At 75.4% G+C, this 23,070-nt stretch carries 5 protein-coding genes and 1 pseudogene; all 6 read left to right on the forward strand.

Annotation, left to right across the window (positions count from 1 at the left end; genetic code table 11):
• Positions 1–7: 7 nt before the first annotated feature.
• Positions 8–3,913: pseudogene (locus tag ADK41_RS31380) on the forward strand (SDR family NAD(P)-dependent oxidoreductase); the annotation flags it as partial.
• A 46-nt stretch (positions 3,914–3,959) separates the two neighbouring features.
• Complete coding sequence (locus ADK41_RS31385; protein ID WP_030836789.1) at positions 3,960–14,357, forward strand: type I polyketide synthase; 10,398 nt, start codon at positions 3,960–3,962, stop codon at positions 14,355–14,357.
• Positions 14,358–14,406: 49 nt separating this feature from the next.
• Positions 14,407–20,562, forward strand: a complete 6,156-nt coding sequence (locus tag ADK41_RS31390; protein WP_420706790.1) for a type I polyketide synthase — start codon at positions 14,407–14,409, stop codon at positions 20,560–20,562.
• A gap of 45 nt (positions 20,563–20,607) precedes the next feature.
• Positions 20,608–21,501, forward strand: a complete 894-nt coding sequence (locus ADK41_RS31395) for a 3-hydroxyacyl-CoA dehydrogenase family protein (RefSeq protein WP_030836793.1) — start codon at positions 20,608–20,610, stop codon at positions 21,499–21,501.
• The gene (locus ADK41_RS31400; protein ID WP_030836802.1) at positions 21,501–21,773 is read left to right on the forward strand and encodes an acyl carrier protein; all 273 of its coding nucleotides are present in this window, start codon (positions 21,501–21,503) and stop codon (positions 21,771–21,773) included. Before ADK41_RS31395 ends, ADK41_RS31400 begins: the two co-directional genes overlap by 1 nt.
• 202 nt (positions 21,774–21,975) lie before the next feature.
• Complete coding sequence (locus tag ADK41_RS31405; RefSeq protein WP_037805327.1) at positions 21,976–23,067, forward strand: acyl-CoA dehydrogenase family protein; 1,092 nt, start codon at positions 21,976–21,978, stop codon at positions 23,065–23,067.
• Positions 23,068–23,070 lie beyond the last annotated feature (3 nt).

Consider the following 23,070-nt stretch of genomic DNA (forward strand, 5'->3'; position numbering starts at 1 on the left):
GCTGCGGCGCATGCTCCTGGCCGTGGGACAGGCACACACGCGGGGCGTCGCCGTCGACTTCTCGCCCGTCTTCGACGGCACCGGGGCGGTCCGGACCGAACTGCCCACCTACCCGTTCCAGGAACGACGCCTGTGGCTGGACGTCCCGACCACCAGCCGGGACGTCGCCTCCGCGGGACTCGGGACCACCGGACATCCGCTGCTGGGAGCCGCCGTGGAGATCGCCGGCACGGGCGAACTCCTGTGCACCGGCCGTCTCTCCCGGCACAGCCACCCCTGGCTCGCCGAACACGCGGTACACGGAACCGCCCTGCTGCCCGGCACCGCCTTCCTGGAACTCGCGCTGCGCGCCGCCGCCGAAGCCGGCTGCGCCACGGTGGAGGAACTCACCCTCTCCGCGCCGCTCCCGCTGCCCGACGAGGGCGCCGTCCTGGTACAGGTACGGCTCGGCGCCCCCGACGAGGACGGACGACGACCGCTCGGCCTCTTCTCACGGGCCGAGCGCGCGACCGACCCGGAGGCCGCGGACGCGCCCGAGTGGACCGCCCACGCCACCGGAACCGTCGCACCCGCCGCCCGGCCCACCGGACCCGCTCTCGTCACGTGGCCGCCGCCCGGCGCCGAGGCCGTGGACACCGAGGACCTCTACGACCGGTTCGCGGCCGCCGGATACACGTACGGACCCACGTTCCGGGGCATCCGCGCCGCCTGGTTGCGGGACGGCGAGATCTGCGCCGAACTCGTCCTGGACGAGCGGCAGCACGCCGACGCCCCCGGGTACCGACTGCACCCGGCGCTGCTGGATGCCGCCCTGCAGACCGCCGCGCTGCTGCCCGGCCGGGACGACACCGCGCGCCTGCCGTTCAGCTGGAACGACGTGACCGCCCGCACCGCGGGGGCCACCGCCGTACGGGTCCGGCTCACCGCCGAGGGGCCGGACGCCGTCGCCCTCACCGTGCACGACCTCGCGGGGCAGGAGATCCTGACGGCCGGTTCGCTCGCCCTGCGCCCCGCGGCGGCGGGCGGACCGCGGCGCGCGGGACACGGCCGGGACGGGCTGCACCGGGTGGACTGGGTGCCCGCGCCGGACGGCAAGGAGTCGGAGGAGCCGTCGAGTTGGGGCGAATGGGCGGCCCTGCGCGCCGATCCGGACGCTCCCGTGCCCGCCCTCGTCGTCGCCGACTGCCCGGGGCCGGACGCCGCGTACGACGGCACGGACGAGGCGCAGGCGTTCCGGGCCGCCGTCGTCGAGAGCCTCACCCTGGTGCGGGAGTGGCTGTCCGACGAGCGGTTCGACGCTTCCGTGCTCGCCGTCGTCACCCGGGGCGCGGTGAGCACCGGGCCCGGCGACCGGACCGCGGACTGGACCCGCTCCGGCGTGTGGGGGCTGCTGCGGACGGCGCAGACCGAACATCCCGGCCGGTTCGTGCTCGTCGACCTGGACAGTGACACCGAGTCCCGTGCCGCCCTGCCCGCCGCGCTCGCCGCCGGCGAACCCCAGACCGCCGTGCGCGCCCGGGAGGTGCTCGTGCCGCGCCTGACCGCCGGGCCCGGCCGGGACACCCTGGTGCTGCCCGAGGACGGTACGGACGGCTGGCGGATCGACGTGTCGGGGGACGGCACGGCCGACGGACTCACCACCGTGCCCGCACCCGAGGCGCTGGCCCCGCTCGGCGCCGGCCAGGTGCGTGTCGCCGTACGGGCCGCGGGCCTCAACTTCCACGACGTGGTGGTCTCCCTCGGCCTCGACCCCGAGCAGGCGGTACTGGGCAGCGAGGGCGCCGGCGTCGTCCTGGACGTGGGCGCGGACATCGGTGACCTCGCGCCCGGCGACCGGGTGACGGGTGTCTTCGGGGGCGCCTTCGGTCCGACCGCCGTCGCCGACCGGCGCACCCTCGCCCGTGTTCCGGACGGCTGGACCTTCGCGCAGGCCGCGTCGGTGCCGATCGCCTTCCTCACCGCGTACTACGGCTTGTTCGACCTCGGCGGACTGCGGCGCGGCCAGTCGGTTCTGGTGCACGCGGCGGCGGGCGGCGTCGGCATGGCCGCCGTGCAGCTCGCCCGTCATGCCGGAGCCGAGGTGTACGGCACGGCGAGCCCCGCCAAGCAGGACTTGCTGCGGACCTCGGGCCTTGCCGACGACCACATCGCCTCCACCCGCACCCTCGACTTCGCCGACCACTTCCTCGACACCAGCGGCGGCCGGGGCGTGGACGTCGTGCTCGACTGCCTGGCACGGGAGTTCGTCGACAGGTCATTGGCCCTGCTGCCGCGCGGCGGCCGGTTCGTGGAGATGGGCAAGACCGACATTCGCGACGCCGACGAGGTGGCGCGCGACCACCCCGGAGTCCACTACCGGGCCTTCGACCTGATGGAGGCCGGAGCCGAGCGGGTCGGCGCCATGCTCGCCGAGGTCCTCTCCCTGTTCGAACGCGGCGTCCTCACACCGCTGCCCCTCACCTGCTGGGACCTGCGCCAGGCCCCGCGGGCGTTCCGCCATCTGAGCCAGTCCCGGCACATCGGCAAGAACGTCCTCACCTTGCCCGCCCCCCTCGATCCGGACGGCACCGTCCTGATCACCGGCGGCACCGGCACCCTCGGCGGGATCATCGCCCGCCACCTGGCCACCGCCCACGGTGTACGCCGGCTGCTGCTCACCGGGCGCTCCGGCATGGACGCCCCGGGCGCCGGACGGCTCGTGCGCGAACTCGCCGAGGCGGGCGCCGAAGCGACCGTCGCGACCTGCGACGTCACCGACCGCGCCGCGCTCGCCGCACTCCTCGAGGGCATCCCCCGCGCCCACCCGCTCACCGGTGTCGTGCACGCCGCCGGAATCCTCGACGACGCCACCGTCACCACACTCACGCCCGAGCGGCTCGACCGTGTCCTGCGGCCCAAGGCGGACGCCGCGCTCGCCCTGCACGAACTGACCCGGCACAGCGACCTGGCCGCGTTCGTCCTGTTCTCCTCCGGTGCCGCCCTGCTCGGCGGCGCCGGGCAGGCCAACTACGCCGCCGCCAACGCAGCCCTCGACGCACTGGCCGCGCGCCGCCGGGCCGAAGGGCTGCCCGCCGTCTCCGTCGCGTGGGGCATGTGGGAGGAGCGCAGCGCGCTGACCGCGCACCTCACCGATGCCGATGTGCGCAAGACGGCCCGGGGCGGCATCGGCGCCCTGACCACCGGAGCGGCCCTCGCGCTGTTCGACGCGGCCCTGACCGCGGCGCATCCGCACGTACTGGCCGCCGAGGTCGACCCGGCCGCGCTGCGTGCGGTGGCCGCCACGGGCACCCCGCTGCCGCCGCTGTTCGACGGGCTGGTGCGCGGTGCGCGCCGGGCCACCGCACCAGTGGCGTCCGCCGCGGCCACCGGGCCTTCGTTCGCCGAGCAGCTGGCGGGTCTGCCGCCGGCCGAGGTGCACCGGGCCCTGCTCGACCTGGTGCGCGGCAACGCGGCCGCCGTCCTCGGTCACGCCTCAACCGAACTGATCGCGGCGGTGAGGCCGTTCAAGGAACTCGGCTTCGACTCCCTCACCGGCGTCGAACTGCGCAACCGGCTCATGGCGGCCACCGGGATCCGGCTGCCTGCCGCACTCGTCTTCGACCACCCCACCCCCGAAGCGCTGGCCGGCCACCTCGCCGCCCGGCTGCTCACGGACTCCTCGCCGGCCGCGCCGCCGGGCGCCGCCGAACTCGACCGGCTCGACGCGCTCGCCACCCGACTGGCCGGCACGGGCACCGATGGGGCGCGGCGGCGTGCGGACCTCGCCCGGCGGCTGCGTGGCGCCCTCGCCCGCCTCGAACCGGCGACGCGGCACACCGGGGCCGACGAAGGCGCGGACTCGGCCGAAGCCGTCGAGTCCGCCACCGACGAAGAGATCTTCGACCTGATCGACAAGGAGCTGGGCATCTCGTGAGTCCCATCCAGACCGCGCCGTTCCGACGCACCCACGGAGGGGCCCGGTGAGCGAACAGAACGAGCAGAAGCTGCGCGACTACCTCAACCGTGTCACCATCGACCTGCGCGACACCCGCCGGCGGCTGCGCGAGGCCGAGAGCAGGACCCGCGAACCGATCGCCGTGGTCTCGATGAGCTGCCGCTTCCCCGGTGGCGCCCGTACCCCCGAGGAACTGTGGGACCTGCTGGCCGCCGGCCGTGACACGGTCACCGGCGTGCCCGGCGACCGTGGCTGGGACACCGGCCGGCTCACCGCGGGCGGTGTGCCCTGCCGGGGCGCGTTCCTCGACGGCGCGGCCGACTTCGACGCCGAGTTCTTCGCGGTGTCCCCGCACGAGGCCATCGCCATGGACCCGCAGCAGCGGCTGCTGCTCCAGGCCGCCTGGGAGGCCGTCGAACGTGCGGGCATCGACCCGGCGTCGCTGCGCGCCACCCGCACCGGGGTGTTCGCCGCCGCCATCGACCAGGGCTACGCCCAGCTCGGCACCGGCGCCCCCGAGACCGTCCAGGGCTTCCTGATGACCGGCAACTCGATGAGCGTCATGTCCGGCCGCGTCGCCTACGCACTTGGCCTGGAGGGCCCGGCGGTCACCGTCGACACCGCCTGCTCGGCGTCGCTCGTCGCCCTGCACCAGGCGGCGCGGGCCCTGCGCGCCGAGGAGTGCTCGCTCGCCCTTGCGGGCGGGGTGACCGTGATGGCACGGCCCGCGGTGTTCACCGAGTTCAGCCGCCAGGGAGCCATGGCCGCCGACGGCCGCTGCAAGCCGTTCTCCGCCACCGCCGACGGCACCGGATGGGGCGAGGGCGTCGGCATGCTCCTGCTGGAGCGCCTGTCGGACGCCCGACGCCACGGTCACCCCGTCCTCGCGGTGCTGCGCGGCTCCGCCGTCAACCAGGACGGCGCCAGCAACGGCCTCACCGCACCCAACGGACCCAGCCAGCAACGCGTCATCCAGGCCGCGCTCGCCGACGCGGGCCTGACCGCCGCCGACGTCGGCGCCGTCGAGGCACACGGCACCGGCACCACCCTCGGCGACCCCATCGAGGCCGACGCGCTGCTCGCCACGTACGGCACGGACCGACGCGCCGGACAGCCCCTGTGGCTCGGCTCGCTGAAGTCCAACATCGGCCACACCCAGGCCGCCGCCGGAGTCGCGGGCGTCATCAAGACGGTCCTCGCGCTGCGCCACGGACTGCTGCCCCGGTCCCTGCACATCACCGAACCGACCCCGCACGTCGACTGGGGCGAGGGCACCGTCGCGCTCCTGACCGAGGCCAGGAAGTGGCCCGGGACGGACGGGCCGCGCCGCGCGGGCGTCTCCTCCTTCGGCATGAGCGGCACCAACGCCCACGTCATCCTCGAAGAGGCCCCGGAACCCGAGCCGCTGCCCCGATCCGCCGGCACCGCACCGGACGTCGTGCCGTGCGTGCTCTCCGGGCGCACCGCGGCCGCCCTGCGCGATCAGGCCGTACGCCTCAGGGCACGCCTCGCCGCCGACCCTGCGGCACGCCCCGCCGACATCGGCTACTCGCTCGCCACCACGCGGACCGCTTTCGCACACCGCGCCGCCGTGACGGCCGCCGACCGCGCCGAACTCCTCACCTCGCTCGACGCGCTGGTCCGCGACACGGAGAGCACCGCCGTCGCCGTCAGCGGTCTCGCCGAACCCGGGCCCGGCCGGATTGCCATGGTCTTCCCCGGACAGGGCGCGCAGTGGCCCGGCATGGGCCGCGAACTCCTCGACACCGCGCCGGAGTTCGCCCGCTCCATGGCCGCCTGTGAGGAGGCGCTGTCCCCCTTCGTGGACTGGTCGCTGCGCGACGTCGTACGCCGTGACCCCGGCGCCGCCGCGCCGGACCGGGTCGACGTGGTGCAGCCCGCGCTGTTCGCGACGATGGTGTCGCTGGCCGCCCTGTGGCGGTCCTGGGGCGTCGAACCGGACGCGGTGGTGGGGCATTCCCAGGGAGAGATCGCCGCCGCGGTGGTCGCCGGGGCGCTGTCCCTGGCCGACGGGGCGAAGGTCGTCGCCCTGCGCAGCCGGGCCATCGCGGCGTTCGCGGGCGCCGGCGGCATGATCTCGCTGGCGGTGCCCCGGGACCGGGCGGAGGAAGTGATCACCCCCTGGGTCGGGCGGGTGTCGGTCGCCGCCGTCAACGGCCCCGCGTCCGTGGTGGTCTCCGGCGACGCGGCGGCCCTCGCCGAACTGACCGCGCAGTGTGCCGCGGACGGCGTGCGGGCCCGCACGATCCCCGTCGACTACGCCTCCCACTCCGCGCACGTCGAGAGCATCGAGGAAGAGCTGCTGACGGCCCTCGCCGGCCTCACCCCGGCCGCCTCCACCATCCCCGTCTTCTCCACCGTCACGGGGGAGTGGCTGGACACCACGGCCATGGACGCCGCGTACTGGTACCGCAACCTGCGCCGCACCGTGTGCTTCGACACCGCCGTCCGCGCCCTCGCCGAGCAGGGCCACGGCGTCTTCCTCGAAGTGTCCCCGCATCCCGTCCTGACGGGGCCGGTCCAGGACACCGCCGAGGCCGCGGGAGTCCCCGACGTCGTCGTGACCGGCACCCTGCGCCGCGACGAGGGCGGCCTGCGCCGCGCCCTCACCTCCGCGGCCGGACTGTGGGCGCGGGGCGTGCCGGTGGACTGGCGGAAGGTGTACGAGGACTGGGACGCACACCCCGTCGACCTGCCCACGTACCCGTTCCAGCAGCGCCGCCACTGGCTGGCTCCGGTCTCACCGACGCCCGTCGAGGGGGACACGGACTTCTGGGACCTGGTGGATCGCGGTGACGTGTCGGAAGCGGCCACCGCCCTCGCCGTCGACGCCGCGCCGCTGCGTGCCGTGCTGCCCGCGCTGGGCGCCTGGCGCCGCCACCGCAACGCCCCGGACGTGTCCGGCGCCTGGCGGTACCGCGTCGCCTGGCACCCGGTCCCCGACCCGCCGGCCGCCGCCCTCAGCGGGAGGTGGCTGGTCCTGGTGCCCGAGGGGCAGCAGGAGAGCGAGAAGGTACGGGACGCCGTACGGGATGTCGTACGGGCTCTGCGGGAGCACGGGGCCGACGTGGTGACGGCGGGGGTCGCGACGGCCGACGGGACGGTCCCGACCGCCGGGCGTCCCCGCACCGCCCCCGAACCCCGCAGCGCCGGCACCACCACTGCCGGCCCCGGTCCCGGTACCGCTGCTGGTCCCGCTTCCGCTTCCGCGTCCGGTCCTGGTTCTACTGCCGCTCCCGGTCCCCAGCCCGGCGCTTCCTCCGCCGACGGCGCCGAGCGCACCCGTGTAGTCGCCGCAGTCGCCGCCGCCGCCGCCGACGGCCGTCCCCTCGCCGGAGTCCTGTCCCTCCTCGGCCTGGCCGACCGCCCGCACCCCCGTCACCCGGGCCTGCCCACCGGCACGGTGCTGACCCTCGCGCTCGTCCAGGCGCTCGGCGACCTCGGTGTCACCGCGCCCCTGTGGTGCGCCACCCGGGGTGCCGTCTCCACGGGCGGGGCCGATCCGCTCACCGCGCCGGCCCAGGCCCAGGTGTGGGGGACCGGCATGGTCGCCGCCCTCGAACACCCGCAGCGCTGGGGCGGGCTGGTCGACCTGCCGGACGCACTCGGCCCCCGGGCCCGCGAGCGGCTCTGCGCCGCGCTCGGCGGTCCGGACGGCGAGGACCAGCTCGCGGTGCGCCCCACCGGCCTCCTGGCCCGCCGACTCGTCCGCGCACCCCGCCCCGCCCGCCCCGCCCGCACCTGGAAGCCCCGAGGCACCGTCCTGCTCACGGGCGGCACCGGAACCCTCGGTCCGCACCTGGCCCGCTGGCTGGCACGCGGCGGCGCCACACACCTGGTCCTGCCCGGCAGGCGCGGGGAAGACGTACCCGCAGCGGCCGGACTCCGCGCCGAGCTGGCCGCGTCGGGCGCGACCCTCGCGATGCCCGTCTGCGACCTGGCCGACCGCGGCCAGGTCGAACGGCTCCTCACCGGGCTCGACGCGGACGGCACACCCGTCACCGCCGTCGTCCACGCCGCCGCGTACATCGCGCTCGCCCCGCTCGACACCATCCCCGTGGCCGCGTATGAGCGTGTGGTCGCCGCCAAGGCCGCGGGCGCGGCGCACCTCGACGCCCTGCTCGACCGTGAACTCGACGCGTTCGTGCTGTTCTCCTCGATCGCCGGCGTCTGGGGCAGCGGCGACCACGGCGCGTATGCCGCGGCCAACGCCCACCTCGACGCCCTCGCCCAGTACCGGCGCGGCCGCGGCCTGAGCGCGACCACCGTCGACTGGGGCATCTGGAGGGCCGAGCCCCCGTCCGGCGGCACCGTGCCGCCCGCCGACGGCACTGCGGCCGACCTCTTCAACCTCGAAGAGCACGGCCTGCCCCGGATCGACGCCGAGCGGGCGCTCGGCACGCTCCAGCAGGTCCTCGACGACGACGAGACACTCGTGACCGTCGCCGACGTCGACTGGGAGCAGTTCGCGCCGGTGTTCACCTCCAGCCGCCCCAGCCCGCTCCTGAGAACCGTCCCCGAGGCCCGCCGCGCCCTGGAGGGCCACGGCGACGGCGACGCCCCGGCCGCCTCCGAACTGCGACGACGGCTCACCGCGCTGCGGCTGTCCGCCGAGCAGGACCGGCTGCTGCTCGACCTCGTCCGAGGTCATGCCGCCGCCGTCCTCGGCCACGACCGCGCCGACGCCGTACCGCCCGGGAAGGCGTTCCAGGAGCTGGGTCTCGCCTCCCTCACCGCCGTCGAACTGCGCAACCGCCTCAACAAGGCGACCGGCCTGCGGCTGCCGTCGACCCTCGTCTTCGACCACCCCTCGGCCGCCGCCCTCGCCACGCACCTGAAGTCCCGCCTCCTCGGAGAGGAGGAAACGGCGGCGGTGGCGGACGACCGCCCCAAAGCCGGCGGCGAGCCGATCGCCATCGTCGCCATGAGCTGCCGCCTGCCCGGCGGTGTCACCTCGCCCGAGGAGCTGTGGCGCCTGCTCGCCGACCGGGGCGACGCCGTCACCGGATTCCCCGACGGGCGCGGCTGGGACCTCGACGCGCTCTACGACCCCGATCCGGAGCATCCGGGCACCTCGACGACCCGGCACGGCGGGTTCCTGCACGACGCCGCCGACTTCGACGCCGCCTTCTTCGGCATCTCACCTCGCGAGGCCCTCGCCATGGACCCGCAGCAACGGCTCCTCCTGGAGGTCTCCTGGGAGGCCCTGGAACGCGCGGGCCTGGACCCGGAGGCACTGCGCGGCAGCCGTACGGGCGTCTTCACCGGCGTCAACTACAGCGACTACGGCGCCGCCGTGGCCCGCTCGGCGGAGGGCGAGGGGCATCTGCTGACCGGCAGCGCCCCCAGCGTCGTCTCCGGCCGCGTCGCCTACACCCTCGGCCTGGAGGGCCCGGCGGTCACCGTCGACACCGCCTGCTCGTCGTCCCTGGTCGCCCTGCACCTGGCGGCCCGCGCACTGCGCGCGGGGGACTGCTCGCTGGCCCTGGTCGGCGGGGTCGCGGTGATGGCGACACCCGGCGCCCTCATCAGCTTCTCGCGGCAGCGCGGCCTCGCGGCCGACGGCCGGTGCAAGGCGTTCGCGGACGACGCCGACGGCATGGGCATGGCCGAGGGCGCCGGTGTGCTGCTCGTCGAGCGGCTGAGCGAGGCCCGGCGAGCCGGCCATCCCGTCCTCGCCGTGCTGCGCGGCTCCGCCATCAACCAGGACGGCGCCAGCAACGGCCTCTCCGCCCCCAACGGGCCCAGCCAGCAGCGCGTCATCCGCGCCGCCCTCGCCGACGCGGGCCTGTCCGGCGCGGACGTCGACGTGGTGGAGGCCCACGGCACCGGCACCACCCTGGGCGACCCCATCGAGGCGCAGGCGCTGCTCGCCACCTACGGCCAGGACCGGTCCGGGGGACGGCCCCTCCTGATCGGTTCCCTGAAGTCCAACATCGGCCACACGCAGGCGGTCTCAGGCGTCGCGGGGGTCATGAAGACGGTCCTGGCCCTGCGCCATGCCGTCGTCCCGGCGACGCTCCATGCCCACCGGCCCACCACCCACGTGGACTGGACCCAGGGCGCCGTCACCCTCGCCACCGACGCCACCCCGTGGCCGGACACGGACCGGTCGCGCCGCGCCGGCGTCTCCTCCTTCGGACTCAGCGGCACCAACGCCCACGTCGTCCTGGAGGAGGCCCCGGCCCCCGACACACCGGCGCCGGGCCGGCCCGAACTCGAGCCCACCCCCGCCGGCCCGGTCCTGCCCTGGTGCCTGTCGGCCCGGTCCGCCGACGCCCTGCGCGACCAGGCCGGGCGTCTGCTCCAGCACCTCACCCGGACACCCCCGGCCGACGCGGCGGACATCGCCCTGTCCCTCGCGGGGCGCACCGCCTTCGCGCACCGCGCCGTCCTCGTGGGCGCCCACGACCGGCTGCTGCCCGCCCTCGAGGAGTGGGCCGCGGGAGGCACCCCCACCGCCGACGGCGTCACGGACCCCGACGGGCGTACCGTCCTGATGTTCCCCGGCCAGGGCTCGCAGTGGACCGGCATGGCCCGCCGGCTCCTGGACGAGTCACCGGAGTTCGCCGATGCCATGCGCGCCTGCGCGGACGCGCTCGCCCCGCACGTCGACTGGTCGCTGCTCGACGTCGTGCGCGACGGCGGCCTGGAGCGCGTCGACGTGGTGCAGCCCGTCCTGTTCGCGGTGATGGTGTCCCTCGCGCGGCTGTGGCGGGCGTACGGCGTCGTCCCCGCCGCCGTGGTCGGACACTCCCAGGGCGAGATTGCCGCGGCCGTGGTGGCCGGCGCGCTCACCCTCGAGGACGGGGCGAAGGTCGTCGCCCTGCGCAGCCGCGCGATCGCCCGGCTCGACGGACACGGCGGCATGGTGTCGCTGGCGTTGCCGTCGCGGCAGGCCGCCGAGCAGATCGCTCCCTGGGAGGGACGGTTGTCGGTGGCGGCGGTCAACGGGCCGTCGGCGGTGGTGGTCTCCGGTGACGCGGACGCCCTGGACGAGCTGCTGGAGACCTGCGAGCGGGGCGGCGTACGGGCCCGACGCGTCGACGTCGACTACGCCTCCCACTCCGCCCACATGGAGGCCCTCGAAGCCGAACTGGTCACCGCACTGGAGGACATCGAGCCCACCGCGGCGGACATCCCGCTGTACTCCACGGTGACGGACGGCTGGCTGGACACGGCGACGATGGACGCCCGCTACTGGTACGCCAACCTCCGTCGTACCGTGGGCTTCGAGTCGGCCGTCCGCGCCCTCGCGGCAGCGGGACACCGTACGTACATCGAGGTGAGCCCGCACCCCGTCCTCGTCCCGGCCGTCGAGGAGACCCTGGAGGCGGCGGGCGCCGACGCCGCCGCCGTGCTCGGCACACTACGGCGCGACGACGGCGGCATGGAGCGCGTACTGCTGTCCCTGGGAGCAGCGTGGACGCACGGCGCGCCGGTCGACTGGTCGCCGCTCTTCGCGGGCACCGCCGCCCGCCGCGTCGACCTGCCCACGTACGCCTTCCAGCACCGGCCCTACTGGGCGGTGCCGGGCCCGGAGACCGGAGGGGACGTCACGGCCGTGGGTCTCGGCAGGACCGGACACCCGCTGCTGGGCGCGGCCGTGGAGCTCGCCGACACCGGCGAGACGCTGCTCAGCGGCCGGATCTCGGCGCGCACCCACCCCTGGCTGGCCGACCACGCCGTGTCGGACGTCGTGTTGCTGCCCGGCGCCGCCTTCGTGGACCTCGCCGTCCGCGCCGGCGACGAGGCCGGATGTCCCGTCCTGGAGGAACTCACCCTCCAAGCACCCCTGCTGCTGCCCGCCACCGGCGGCGTACAGCTCCAGGTGCGCGTGGGCGCCCCGGACGGTACCGCCCGCCGCACCGTGGACGTACACGCCCGGCCGGACGCCGATCCCGCCGCACCCTGGACAGCACACGCCTCCGGCGTCCTGGCCGCCGTCACAGCGTCCGAAGCGGCGCGGGAGGAGGACAGGGAAGCAGCGGAGGCGGACCCGTCGGCGCAGAGGGCGGGCCGGCCACCGGCCGGGGCCGAACCGGTTGACGTCGAAGACCTCTACGAGCGCTTCGCCGCGGCCGGCTACGGCTACGGCCCGGCCTTCCAGGGGCTGCGAGCCGCCTGGCGCCACGGCGGCGACCTGTACACCGAGGTACGTCTGGACGAGGACCAGCACGCGGCGGCCACCGCCTTCGGCATCCACCCCGCGCTGCTCGACGCGGCGCTCCAGGGCCTGTGGTTGGTTCCCGGCCGCACCGGGGACGCGGCACCGGCACCGGGCACTGCACGGCTGCCGTTCGCGTGGACCGGAGTGACCCTGCACGCCTCCGGAGCCACCGCACTGCGCGTCCGCCTCTCCCCGGACACCGACGGAACCGTGTCCCTCGCCGCGCACGACCCCTCCGGCCGACCGGTGATCACGGTGACCGGGCTCGCCGTCCGGCCGGTCGACGCCGAGGCCCTGCGCGCCGCGACCGCCCCGGTGGCGGACGACTGCCTGTACCGCCTGGTGTGGACGCCCCTGCCCACCCCGGCCGGTGAGCCGGTCCCGCCCGGCCGCTGGGCCGCTCTCGGCTCCGGCGTGCCGCTGCCCGACACCTACCCGGACCTCGCGGTCCTCGCCGAAGCCCTCGACCACGGGGCAGCCGCGCCCGACGTGCTCCTCGTGCCGTGCCCCACGGCCGACGGGGACGACGCGGCCGCCGTACGGGCCCTCGTGGCCGCCACGCTCGGCCTGCTCCAGGCATGGCTCGCCGACGACCGCCTCGCCGACACCCGCCTGGTGCTCCTCACCCGCGGTGCCGTCCGCACGGGAGTGGACGACGGCCCGGGCGACCCCGCCGCCGCGGCCGCCCGCGGTCTGCTGCGCTCGGCCCAGTCCGAGTACCCCGGCCGTCTCGTCCTCGTCGACCTGTCGGACGGCGACGATGACCCGCTGGCCCTGCTGCCGGGCGCCCTGCACCTCGACGAACCCCAGCTGGCCGTACGCGACGGGAAACTGTTCGCGGCCCGGCTCACCCGGGTACCGGCGCCGGAGGGAGCCGGCGAACGGCCCGCGCCGCTCGATCCCGACGGCACCGTCCTCGTCACCGGCGCCGGCGGCGTACTCGGCGGGCTCGTGGCCCGGCACCTCGCGGCCCGGTACGGGGTGCGGCACCTGCTCCTGGCCGGGCGACGTGGTGCCGACACACCCGGGGCCGTCACGCTCCTCACCGACCTCCGGGACCTCGGCGCCGAGGCGGAGTTCGCGGCCTGCGACCTCGCCGACCCGGCCGCCGTCACCAAGCTCCTCGCCCGCGTGCCGGCCGGGCATCCGCTGACGGGCGTCGTGCACGCCGCCGGCGTCCTCGACGACGGCGTCGTCACCTCGCTCACCCCCGAACGCCTCGACCGGGTCCTGCGGCCCAAGGCCGACGCAGCCCTCGTCCTGCACGAGGCGACCCGTGGCCTGCCGCTCTCCGCGTTCGTCCTCTTCTCCTCCGCGGCGGGCGTCGTCGGCAACGCCGGCCAGGCCAACTACGCGGCCGCCAACGCCTTCCTGGACGCCCTCGCCGAGCGCCGCGCCGCCGCAGGACTGCCCGCCCAGTCACTCGCCTGGGGCCTGTGGGAACAGCGCAGCGAGATGACCGGCACACTCGACGGGGCCGGCCTCGACAGGATGACCCGCGGCGGTGTCGCCGCGCTCTCCGACGCCCAGGGCCTCGCGCTGCTCGACGCGGCCCTGCGCCTCGACGACGCCCTGCTGGTCCCCCTGCGCCTCGACACCGCCCGGCTGCGGGCCGCCGCCGAACGCGGTTCCGTACCGCCGCTGCTGCGTGGCCTGGTGCGCGGCACCCGGCCCGTCGCCACCAGGGCCGACACCGGCCGAGCGGCGTCGCTGCGCGAGCAGCTGGCGTCCCTGGGCGCCGAGGAGCGGCGGGAACGGATCGAGGAACTGGTACGGGCCCGCGTCGCCGACGTCCTCGGGCACACCGGCCCCGAGGCGATCGACCCGGAGCAGGCGTTCAAGGACCTCGGATTCGACTCCCTGACCGCCGTGGACCTCCGCAACCGCCTGAACGCGGCCACCGGCCTGCGCCTGCCCGCCACCCTCGTCTTCGACCACCCGACCCCGGTCGCCGCGGCCGCCTACGTGACCGCGCGCCTCGCCCCGCCCGCCGAACCCGCCGCCCCGGCCTCCCCGGACGACGATCGTGAACTGCGACGGCGGCTCGCCGCGGTCCCGGTGAAGCGGCTGCGCGAGGCCGGACTCCTGGACGCGGTGCTCCGCCTCGCCGAGCCCGGCGGCGGGGGAGCGGACAACGGGAGCGCGGACCCCACGGACGACCCCGACACGATCAAGGAGATGGACGTGGACGCCCTCGTACGGATGGCACTGGACGGTGACGGGCGTGTCTGATCCGGGGCGGGAGGAACAGGAAGAGGGAAAGAACATGTCCACGGACCGAGTGGTCGAGGCACTGCGGGCCTCCCTCCTCGACAACCGGTGCCTGCGCCAGGAGAACAGCAGGCTGGCCGCCGAGGCCGAAGGCGCCGGCGAACCCGTCGCGGTGGTGGCGATGAGCTGCCGCTTCCCCGGGGGCGTCAGTTCCCCCGAAGACCTGTGGGAGCTGCTCGTCAAGGAACGGGACGCCGTCACCGGTTTCCCCACCGACCGGGGCTGGGACCTCGACGGCGTCTACGACGACGACCCGGACGCCCCGGGAACCTCGTACACGCGCGAAGGCGGATTCCTCCACGACGCCTGCGCGTTCGACCCCTCCTTCTTCGGGATCTCCCCCCGCGAGGCCCTCGCCATGGACCCGCAGCAGCGCCTCCTCCTGGAGGTGTCCTGGGAGGCCGTCGAACGTGCGGGCATCGACCCCCTCACCCTCAAGGGCAGTCGCACCGGCGTCTACGCGGGCGTCATCTACAGCGAGTACGGCTCCCGCCTCGCCCGGGTGCCCGAGGAACTGGAGGGCTTCCTCGGCACCGGCTCCATCGCCAGCGTCGTCTCCGGCCGCGTCGCCTACACCCTCGGCCTGGAGGGGCCCGCGGTCACCCTGGACACCGCCTGCTCCTCCTCGCTCGTCGCCCTCCACCTGGCCTGCCAGGCCCTGCGGGCGGGCGACGCCACCCTGGCCCTCGCCGGCGGAGTGACCGTGATGGCGACGCCCGGCTTCTTCGTCGGATTCAGCAGGCAGCGCGGCCTCGCGCCGGACGGCCGCTGCAAGTCCTTCTCCGCCGCCGCCGACGGCGCGGGTTTCGGCGAAGGCGCCGGCATGGTCCTGTTGGAGCGCCTGTCGGACGCCCGCCGCAACGGCCACCCGGTCCTCGCGCTCGTCCGCGGTTCCGCCGTCAACCAGGACGGCGCGAGCAACGGACTGACCGCGCCCAACGGCCCCGCCCAGGAACGCGTCATCCGCCAGGCCCTGGACAACGCCCGGCTCACCCCGGCCGAGGTCGACGCCGTCGAGGCACACGGCACCGGCACCGTGCTCGGCGACCCCATCGAGGCCCAGGCCCTGCTCGCCACGTACGGGCAACAACGCCCCGCGGAGCGGCCGTTGCGGGTCGGCTCTCTCAAGTCGAACCTCACGCACACCCAGGCCGCCGCCGGAGTCGGCGGCGTCATCAAGACGGTCCTCGCCCTCCGCCACGGCCTGCTGCCGCGCACCCTGCACATCGACCGGCCCACCCCGCAGGTCGACTGGACCGAAGGCGCCGTCTCCCTGCTCACCTCCGCGACACCGTGGCCCGCCACGGGCCGCCCGCGCCGCGCCGGTATCTCCTCCTTCGGAGCCAGCGGCACCAATGCCCACGTCGTCCTGGAACAGGCCCCCGAGGAGCCACCGGCGGACGAGCGCGAGGAACACCCGGAGCACGCCGAGCACGACGGTCCCGTCGCCTGGCCGCTGTCCGCCAGGGGCGCGGCGGCGCTGCGCGGACAGGCCGCCGCCCTGCACGCCCACCTCCTGGCCCACCCGGAGCTCCGCCCCGCCGACATCGGTCTCTCCCTGGCCACCGGCCGCTCCCGGTTCACCGACCGTGCCGTCGTCGTGGGTACCGAACGCTCCGGACTCCTCGACGGCCTCGGCGCACTGGCGCGCGGTGAGTTCCCCGCCGACGGCGTCACCGGCTCCGCCCCGCGCGGCGGCCGCAAGGCGGTGTTCGTCTTCCCCGGGCTCGGCGCGCAGTGGCCGGGCATGGCCACCGGACTCCTCGACACGTCACCGGTGTTCGCCGCCCGCATGGCCGACTGCGAGCGGGCCCTCGCCCCCCACCTCGACTGGTCGCCGCGCGCGGCGCTGCGCGGCGAGCCCGGCGCACCGGCCCTGGACCGGGTGGAGGTCCTGCAGCCCGCGTTGTTCGCCGTGATGGTCTCCCTCGCGGCCGTGTGGCGCGCCCACGGCGTCGAGCCCGCTGCGGTCGTGGGCCACAGCCAGGGCGAGGTCGCCGCGGCGTGTGTCGCCGGCGCCCTCACCCTGGAGGACGCCGCCCGTGTCGCGGCCCTGCGCAGCCGCGCCCTGGCCGGGGTTACCGGCGGGGGTGGCATGGCCACCTTGATGATGTCCGGACAGGAGGCCGAGAGGCTCCTGGCCGAGCGCGGCTCCGAGGCGACGGTCGCGGCGGTCAACGGCCCGCGCGTCGTGGTCGTCGCGGGCCCGTCCGCGGCCGTCCGCGGCCTCGTCGCGGACCTGTCGGAACAAGGCGTCATGGCCTGGAACATCCCGGTCGACTACGCCTCGCACTCCGGCGCCGTCGACGCCGTGCGGGAGGAACTGCGCACCGCGCTCGCCGATCTCGACCCGCGCCCGCCCGAGGTGCCGCTGCTCTCCGCCGTCGACGCCGACTGGCTGACCGCCGACGGCGTCACCGCCGGATACTGGTACCGCAACCTGCGCGAGCCCGTGCGCTTCCACGCTGCGGTGCGCCGGCTGCTCGACGCGGGCCACCGCACGTTCGTCGAGGTCAGCCCGCACCCCACGCTCACCTACGGCATCGCGGACACGGCGGCCGACGCCCGCCTGGACGACGTGGAGGTGATCGGTACCCTGCGCCGCGACGAGGGCGGACGGCGGCGGCTGCTGCTCGCCCTGGGCGAGGCGTTCGCGGCCGGTCTCCCGGTCGACTGGCGCCCCGCGTACGAGGGAGCCGGGGCACGCCGCGTCGACCTGCCCACATACGCCTTCCAGAGGCGGCGCTACTGGCTCGACGCGCCCGCTCCCGGCGGCGACCCGGCCTCGGTCGGCCAGCGCGATCCCGGCCACCCGCTGCTCGGCGCCGCGGTCGACCTGCCCGGCGGCGGCACCCTCTTCACCGGGCGGCTGTCGACGACCGACCGGCCGTGGCTGGCCGACCACGCAGTCTCGGGTACCGTCCTGCTGCCCGGCGTGGCCCTCCTGGAGATGGCGGCCCACGCCGGCCGCCTCTTCGATCGGGCACAGGTCGAGGAACTGACCCTCGCCGCGCCGCTGACCCTGCCCTCGCCGGCCGAGTCCACCGGCGTCCACCTGCGGCTCACCGTGGATCCCGAGGACGAGCGGGGACGGCGCGCGGTCGCCTTCCACTCCCGGCCCGAGGACGCGCCGGACCAGGACTGGACCCGGCACGCGAGCGGCCACCTCGCACCCGGCGCGGCGAAGCCCCAGGCGCCCGCCGCGTCCACACCCTGGCCGCCCGAGGGTGCCCGGCGGCTGAGCGTCGACGACCTGTACGGCGCCATGGAGTCCAGAGGAGTCGAGTACGGCCCCGCCTTCCAGGGGCTGCGCGCCGCGTGGAGCCACGGGGACGACCTCTTCGCCGAGGTGGCCCTGCCCGACTGTGTGACGGACGCCTTCGCCGTGCACCCCGCGCTGCTGGACGCGGCCCTCCAGACGGCCGGCCTGCGTGCCGTGGACACGACAGGGGACGGCGTGCCGCTCCCGTTCTCCTGGAGCCGGGTCACGCTCAACCCGACCGCGGAACGGACCCTGCGCGTGTCCCTGCGCCCCGACGGTACCGACTCGGTGAGCGTACGCCTCACCGCCGAGGACGGCCGGCTCGTCGCGGACATAGGGTCGCTGGCCCTGCGCACGGCCTCATACGACGGACTGCGCGCCGCGGACCGCTCGCTGTACCGCGTGGACTGGATCCGCGCGGAACAGCCTCCCGAGCCACCCGCCCGCAGCGGCTGGGCGGTACTCGGCGCGCGCGACGCCCGCCTGCTGCCGGAGCGATTCGCCGCCGCGGCTCGCGCGTTGGACGGCGCGGACGCCGCCGTGCTGCTCTGCTCACCGCCGGCCGGCCCCGGCACACCCGAGGCGGTGCACACCGTCACCGCCACAGTCCTGGACCGGTTGCGCGCCTGGCTCGCGGACCCCGCGACCGCCGCCGTACCGCTGGTCGTCCTCACCCGGGGCGCCGCCGGGCCCGGACCCGGCCCCGGGCCTGTGGACGCCGCCTCCGCCGCCGTCTGGGGACTGCTCCGCTCGGCCCAGCTCGAACACCCCGGCCGGTTCATCCTGCTGGACACCGACGACCCGGCCGCGACGCCCGGCGCCCTGCCCGCGGTACTCGCCACCGGGGAGCCTCAACTGGCTTTGTGCAATGGCGCGTTGTACGTGCCCAGGCTGGTCCGCACCGCGCCGCCCGCCGGGAGCGCAGAGGACGTCCTCGACCCGGCCGGCACCGTCCTGCTCACCGGCGGAGGCGGCATCCTCGCGGGCATCCTCGCCCGTCACCTCGTCACCCGGCACGGCGTACGCCACCTGCTGCTGCTCGGCCGCAGGGGCGCCGCCGGCCCTGGCACGGCGGAACTGACCAACAGTCTGCGGGAGTCGGGCGCCGACGTCACTGTCGCGGCCTGCGACGTCGCGGACCGCGCGGCCGTCGCCCGCGCCCTGGCCGGGATACCGGCCGAGCACCCGCTGCGCGCCGTCGTCCACACCGCGGGCGTCCTCGACGACGGCCTGCTCCAGGCACAGACCGCCGAGCGGCTGAGCGCCGTGCTGCGGCCCAAGGTGGACGGGGCCCATCATCTGCACACTCTCACCCGGGACGCGGACCTGACGGCGTTCGTCGTCTACTCCTCGGCCGCCGGAGTCCTCGGCAGCCCCGGTCAGTCCACCTACGCGGCGGCCAACGCCGCACTCGACGCCCTCATGACCGAACGGCACCGCCTCGGCCTGCCCGCCACCTCACTGGCCTGGGGCCTGTGGGAGCACCGCAGCGGCCTGACCGCCGGCCTGTCCGACACCGACCTACGGCGCATGCGCCGGGGCGGTGTGCGCGGCCTGTCGGCGGCGGAGGGCATGGCGCTGTTCGACGGCGCGCTCGCCCTTTCCGGTTCCGACGGTGCCGTTCTCGTCCCCGTCCACCTTGATCTCGCCACCTTCCGGGGCCAGGAGGTGCCGCCGCTCCTGCGCTCCCTCGTCAAGGCGCCGGCCGAACCTCGAACCGCGGCCGACGGCACGTCGCTGCGCCAACGCCTCGCGACCGCCGAACCGGACCAGCACGGGCGGATCCTCCTCGACCTCGTCCTGGGCCAGGCCGCCGAGGTACTCGGACACACCACGTCCGAAGCCCTCGGCGCGCAGGACGCGTTCCTCTCCGTCGGCTTCGACTCACTGACCGCGGTCGAGCTGCGCAACCGGCTCGCCGCCCGCAGTGGCCTGTGCCTGCGCCCCACCGCGGTCCTCGACAGCGGCACCCCGGCCCGCCTCGTCGAAGTGATGCTCACCGAACTGGCCGTGCCGACCCCGGGTGACGTCGACGAACCCACGGCCGGGCGATCCCCGGCCCCCGGCCCCGTCAGCGCCCTGTTCCGGCAGGCCTGCGAGATGGGCCGGGTCGACGAGGGCATCGTCCTGCTGAAGCACGCCGCCGCCCTGCGCTCGGACTTCCGCACCGGCGACGAGCTCCTGGCCGCCGAGGCCAAGCCCGAACTGCTGCGCCTGTGCGGCGACGACAGCACCCCGCAACCGGAACTGGTCTGCTTCGGCTCCGTCGTCGCGCTGGGCGGCGCCCACCAGTACGCGCGCTTCGCCGCGCGGTTCGCCGGCCGCTACGGCGTCACCGCCCTCTCGGCCCCCGGGTTCCTGCCGGGCGAACCCGTCCCGGCCGAGATGTCCGCACTCCTCGACTTCCAGGCACAGACCCTGCGCGCGGAACTGGGCGAGCGGCCCCTCGTCCTGATGGGCTCCTCCTCCGGCGGCACCCTCGCGCACGGAGTCGCCGCCCGCCTGGAGGAACTGGGCGCGGGCCCGGCAGCGGTGGTGCTGCTCGACACCTACCTCTCGGACAACGAAGGGATGACCCAGTTCAACGACGTCCTGATCGGCGGAATGTTCGCTCGCGAGAAACGGGCCGCCCCCATGGACGACACCCGGCTCACCGCCATGGGCCGCTACTTCCGCCTCCTCGACACCTGGACACCGCCCGCGGTGCGGGCGCCCACGCTCCTCGTCCGCGCCCGCGATCCCCTCGGCACGCCGGCACCCCGTGCGGGCGACTGGCGCGCCACCTGGCCGACCGCCCAGAGCGTCGTCGACGTGCCGGGCGACCACTTCTCCCTCATGGAAGAGCACGTCGGCACCACGGCACAGGCCGTCGCCGACTGGCTCGGCACCATCCTGGCCCCCTGACGCACCACCATCCTCTGACATCCATCCAGCACCCAGGAGAGGCGCATGACACGAGCGCCGCACACCGCCCCAGATCCGCACACCATCGCCGGCCCCCACCGGATCGCCGTACTCGGTGCCGGAGTCATGGGGGCGGGCATCACCGCCCTCGCCCTCGGACACGGCATACCCGTCCTCCTCGTCGACACCGACGAGGAGCGACTCGGCCGGGCCCACGACGACATCGACCGCGAGCTGCGCATGGCGCAACTCCTGGGCACCCTGCCGGCCACCACCGGCACCGGAGCCCTGGAAGCGGCCACCACCACCGACGGCGTCGGCGATGTCACCGCTGTCATCGAGGCCATCACCGAGGTCACCGAGCTGAAGGCCAAGGCCCTCGCCGACGTCTCGGCCCGGGTGCGCCCCGGCACCCCACTGATCTCGAACACCTCGTCCATCCCTATCGACGAACTCGCCGGACACGCGGAGCGCGCCGAGGACGTCGTCGGCACGCACTTCATGAACCCGCCCTACCTCATCCCTACCGTCGAGGTCATACGGGGAGCCCGGACCGGCGACCGGACCATGACCGCGGTCGGCGCCCTGCTCACCGCCCTGGCCCGTGAACAGGTCGTCGTGCGGGACGCTCCCGGCTTCGTCACCAGCCGCGTCCTGCACCCGATGATCAACGACGCGGCCCGGGTCGTGCAGGAGGGCACCGCGAGCGCCGAGGCCGTCGACGCGCTCATGGAGGGCTGCCTCGGCCACCCCACCGGCCCGCTGCGCACCGCCGACCTGATCGGCATCGACAACCTGGTGGACTCGCTGCGCGTACTGCACCAGCGCACCGGAGACGAGGGCTGCCGCCCCTGCGACCTGCTGCTCGACAAGGTCCGGCAGGGCGAACTCGGTCGCAAGACCGGCCGCGGATTCTACGCGTACCAGGAGGAGAACTGATGAGCGACTTCGACACCGAGGCCACCGAGAAGGAGATCCTGCGCTTCCTGGAGGCGCGCACCAAACGCGCCTGGGAGACCGACACCGACCTCTTCGCCTCCGGCGGGCTCTCCTCGCTGTTCGCGATGGAACTCGTCGTCCATCTGGAGAAGGCCTTCGCGGTCTCCGTCCGAGGCGCCGATCTGCGGCTGGACAACTTCCGTACGGTCGAGTCGATGACGGAACTCGTGGACCGGCTCCGGACGACGTCCGCCGGAGGAACCGGTGCCTGACCGGCTGCTGACCGAAGCGCCGCCCTCCGGCGAGGCGAAGGTCCGGGGCGAAGTCACCGCGCCGGGTGGGGCGGCCGACTCGGGGGCGGTGACCGCCCCCGTCGGGAAGGCCCTCCCGGACACGGTGACCGTCCCCGGCGAGCCGACCGCCCTCGGGGCGGCGGCCTCGCCGGAGGAGGCAGCCGTCGCCGTCACCGCCCTCGTGGCCGGTGCGGCCGACGCCTGGGACCGTGCGGGGCTGCTCCCCGTCGGCCTGTTACGAGACCTGGGCGCCGCCGGATGGCTCTGTGCCCAGGTGCCGGCCGCGTACGGCGGTCGGGGCCTGACCAGCGCGGCCGGCGGCGCGTTCACCGCACACGTCGGCAGCCTGTGCAGCTCGGTGCGCTCCGTGCTGACCTCGCAGGGCATGGCTGCCTGGACCATCGAGCGCCTCGGCACCGAAGAGCAGCGGACGGCGTTCCTGCCCCGGCTCACCGGCGGCGCCCTCGCGGCGGCGGGGTTCAGCGAACGCGGCGCCGGAAGCGATCTGTCCGCCATGACGACCCAGGTGCGCCGCGACGGCGACGCGGTCGTCCTCGACGGACACAAGGTCTGGGTGACCGCCGCGCACTACGCGGACCTTCTCGTCCTGTTCGGCAGGTACGAGGACGACGACGCGGGGGCGGAAGGCGCGGACGGGGCGGTGGCTGTCGTCGTCCCCGCGGACACCCCCGGCGTCCGCGTCACACGTGTCGCGGATCCACTGGGCTGCCGCGCAGCCGGTCACGCCGACATCGCCCTCGACGCCGTGCGGGTCCCTGCCACGCACGTACTCGGCGGCTCGTCGCTGCCGTTGCCGCTGCTGGTCACCACCGCCCTCGCCTACGGCCGCATGTCCGTGGCCTGGGGGTGCGTCGGAATCCTGCGCGGCTGTCTGACGGCCGCCGCCCGGCACGCCGCCACCCGTGAGCAGTTCGGTGTCCCGCTGGGCGAACACCAGCTCGTCGCCCGCCATCTCGCCGAGCTGTTCGCCGCCGAGCAGACCGCCACCCGGGTCTGCGAGCACGCCTCGCACTGCTGGGACGACGGCTCACCGGAACAGGTCGTGGCCACGGTCCTGGCCAAGCACGTCAGCGCGGGCAACGCGGCTCGCGGCGCGGCCACCGCCGTGCAGGTCCTGGCCTCCGCCGGAGCGCAGGACGGGCACCTGGTGGCCCGCGCCCACCGCGACGCCAAGCTGATGGAAATCATCGAAGGCAGCAATGAGATGTGCCAGTTGATGCTGGCCCGGCACGTCCTCGGGAACACTGTGTGAAGG

Origin of the sequence: Streptomyces caelestis (genome assembly GCF_001279005.1) — a bacterium.
Taxonomy (GTDB): domain Bacteria; phylum Actinomycetota; class Actinomycetes; order Streptomycetales; family Streptomycetaceae; genus Streptomyces; species Streptomyces heliomycini.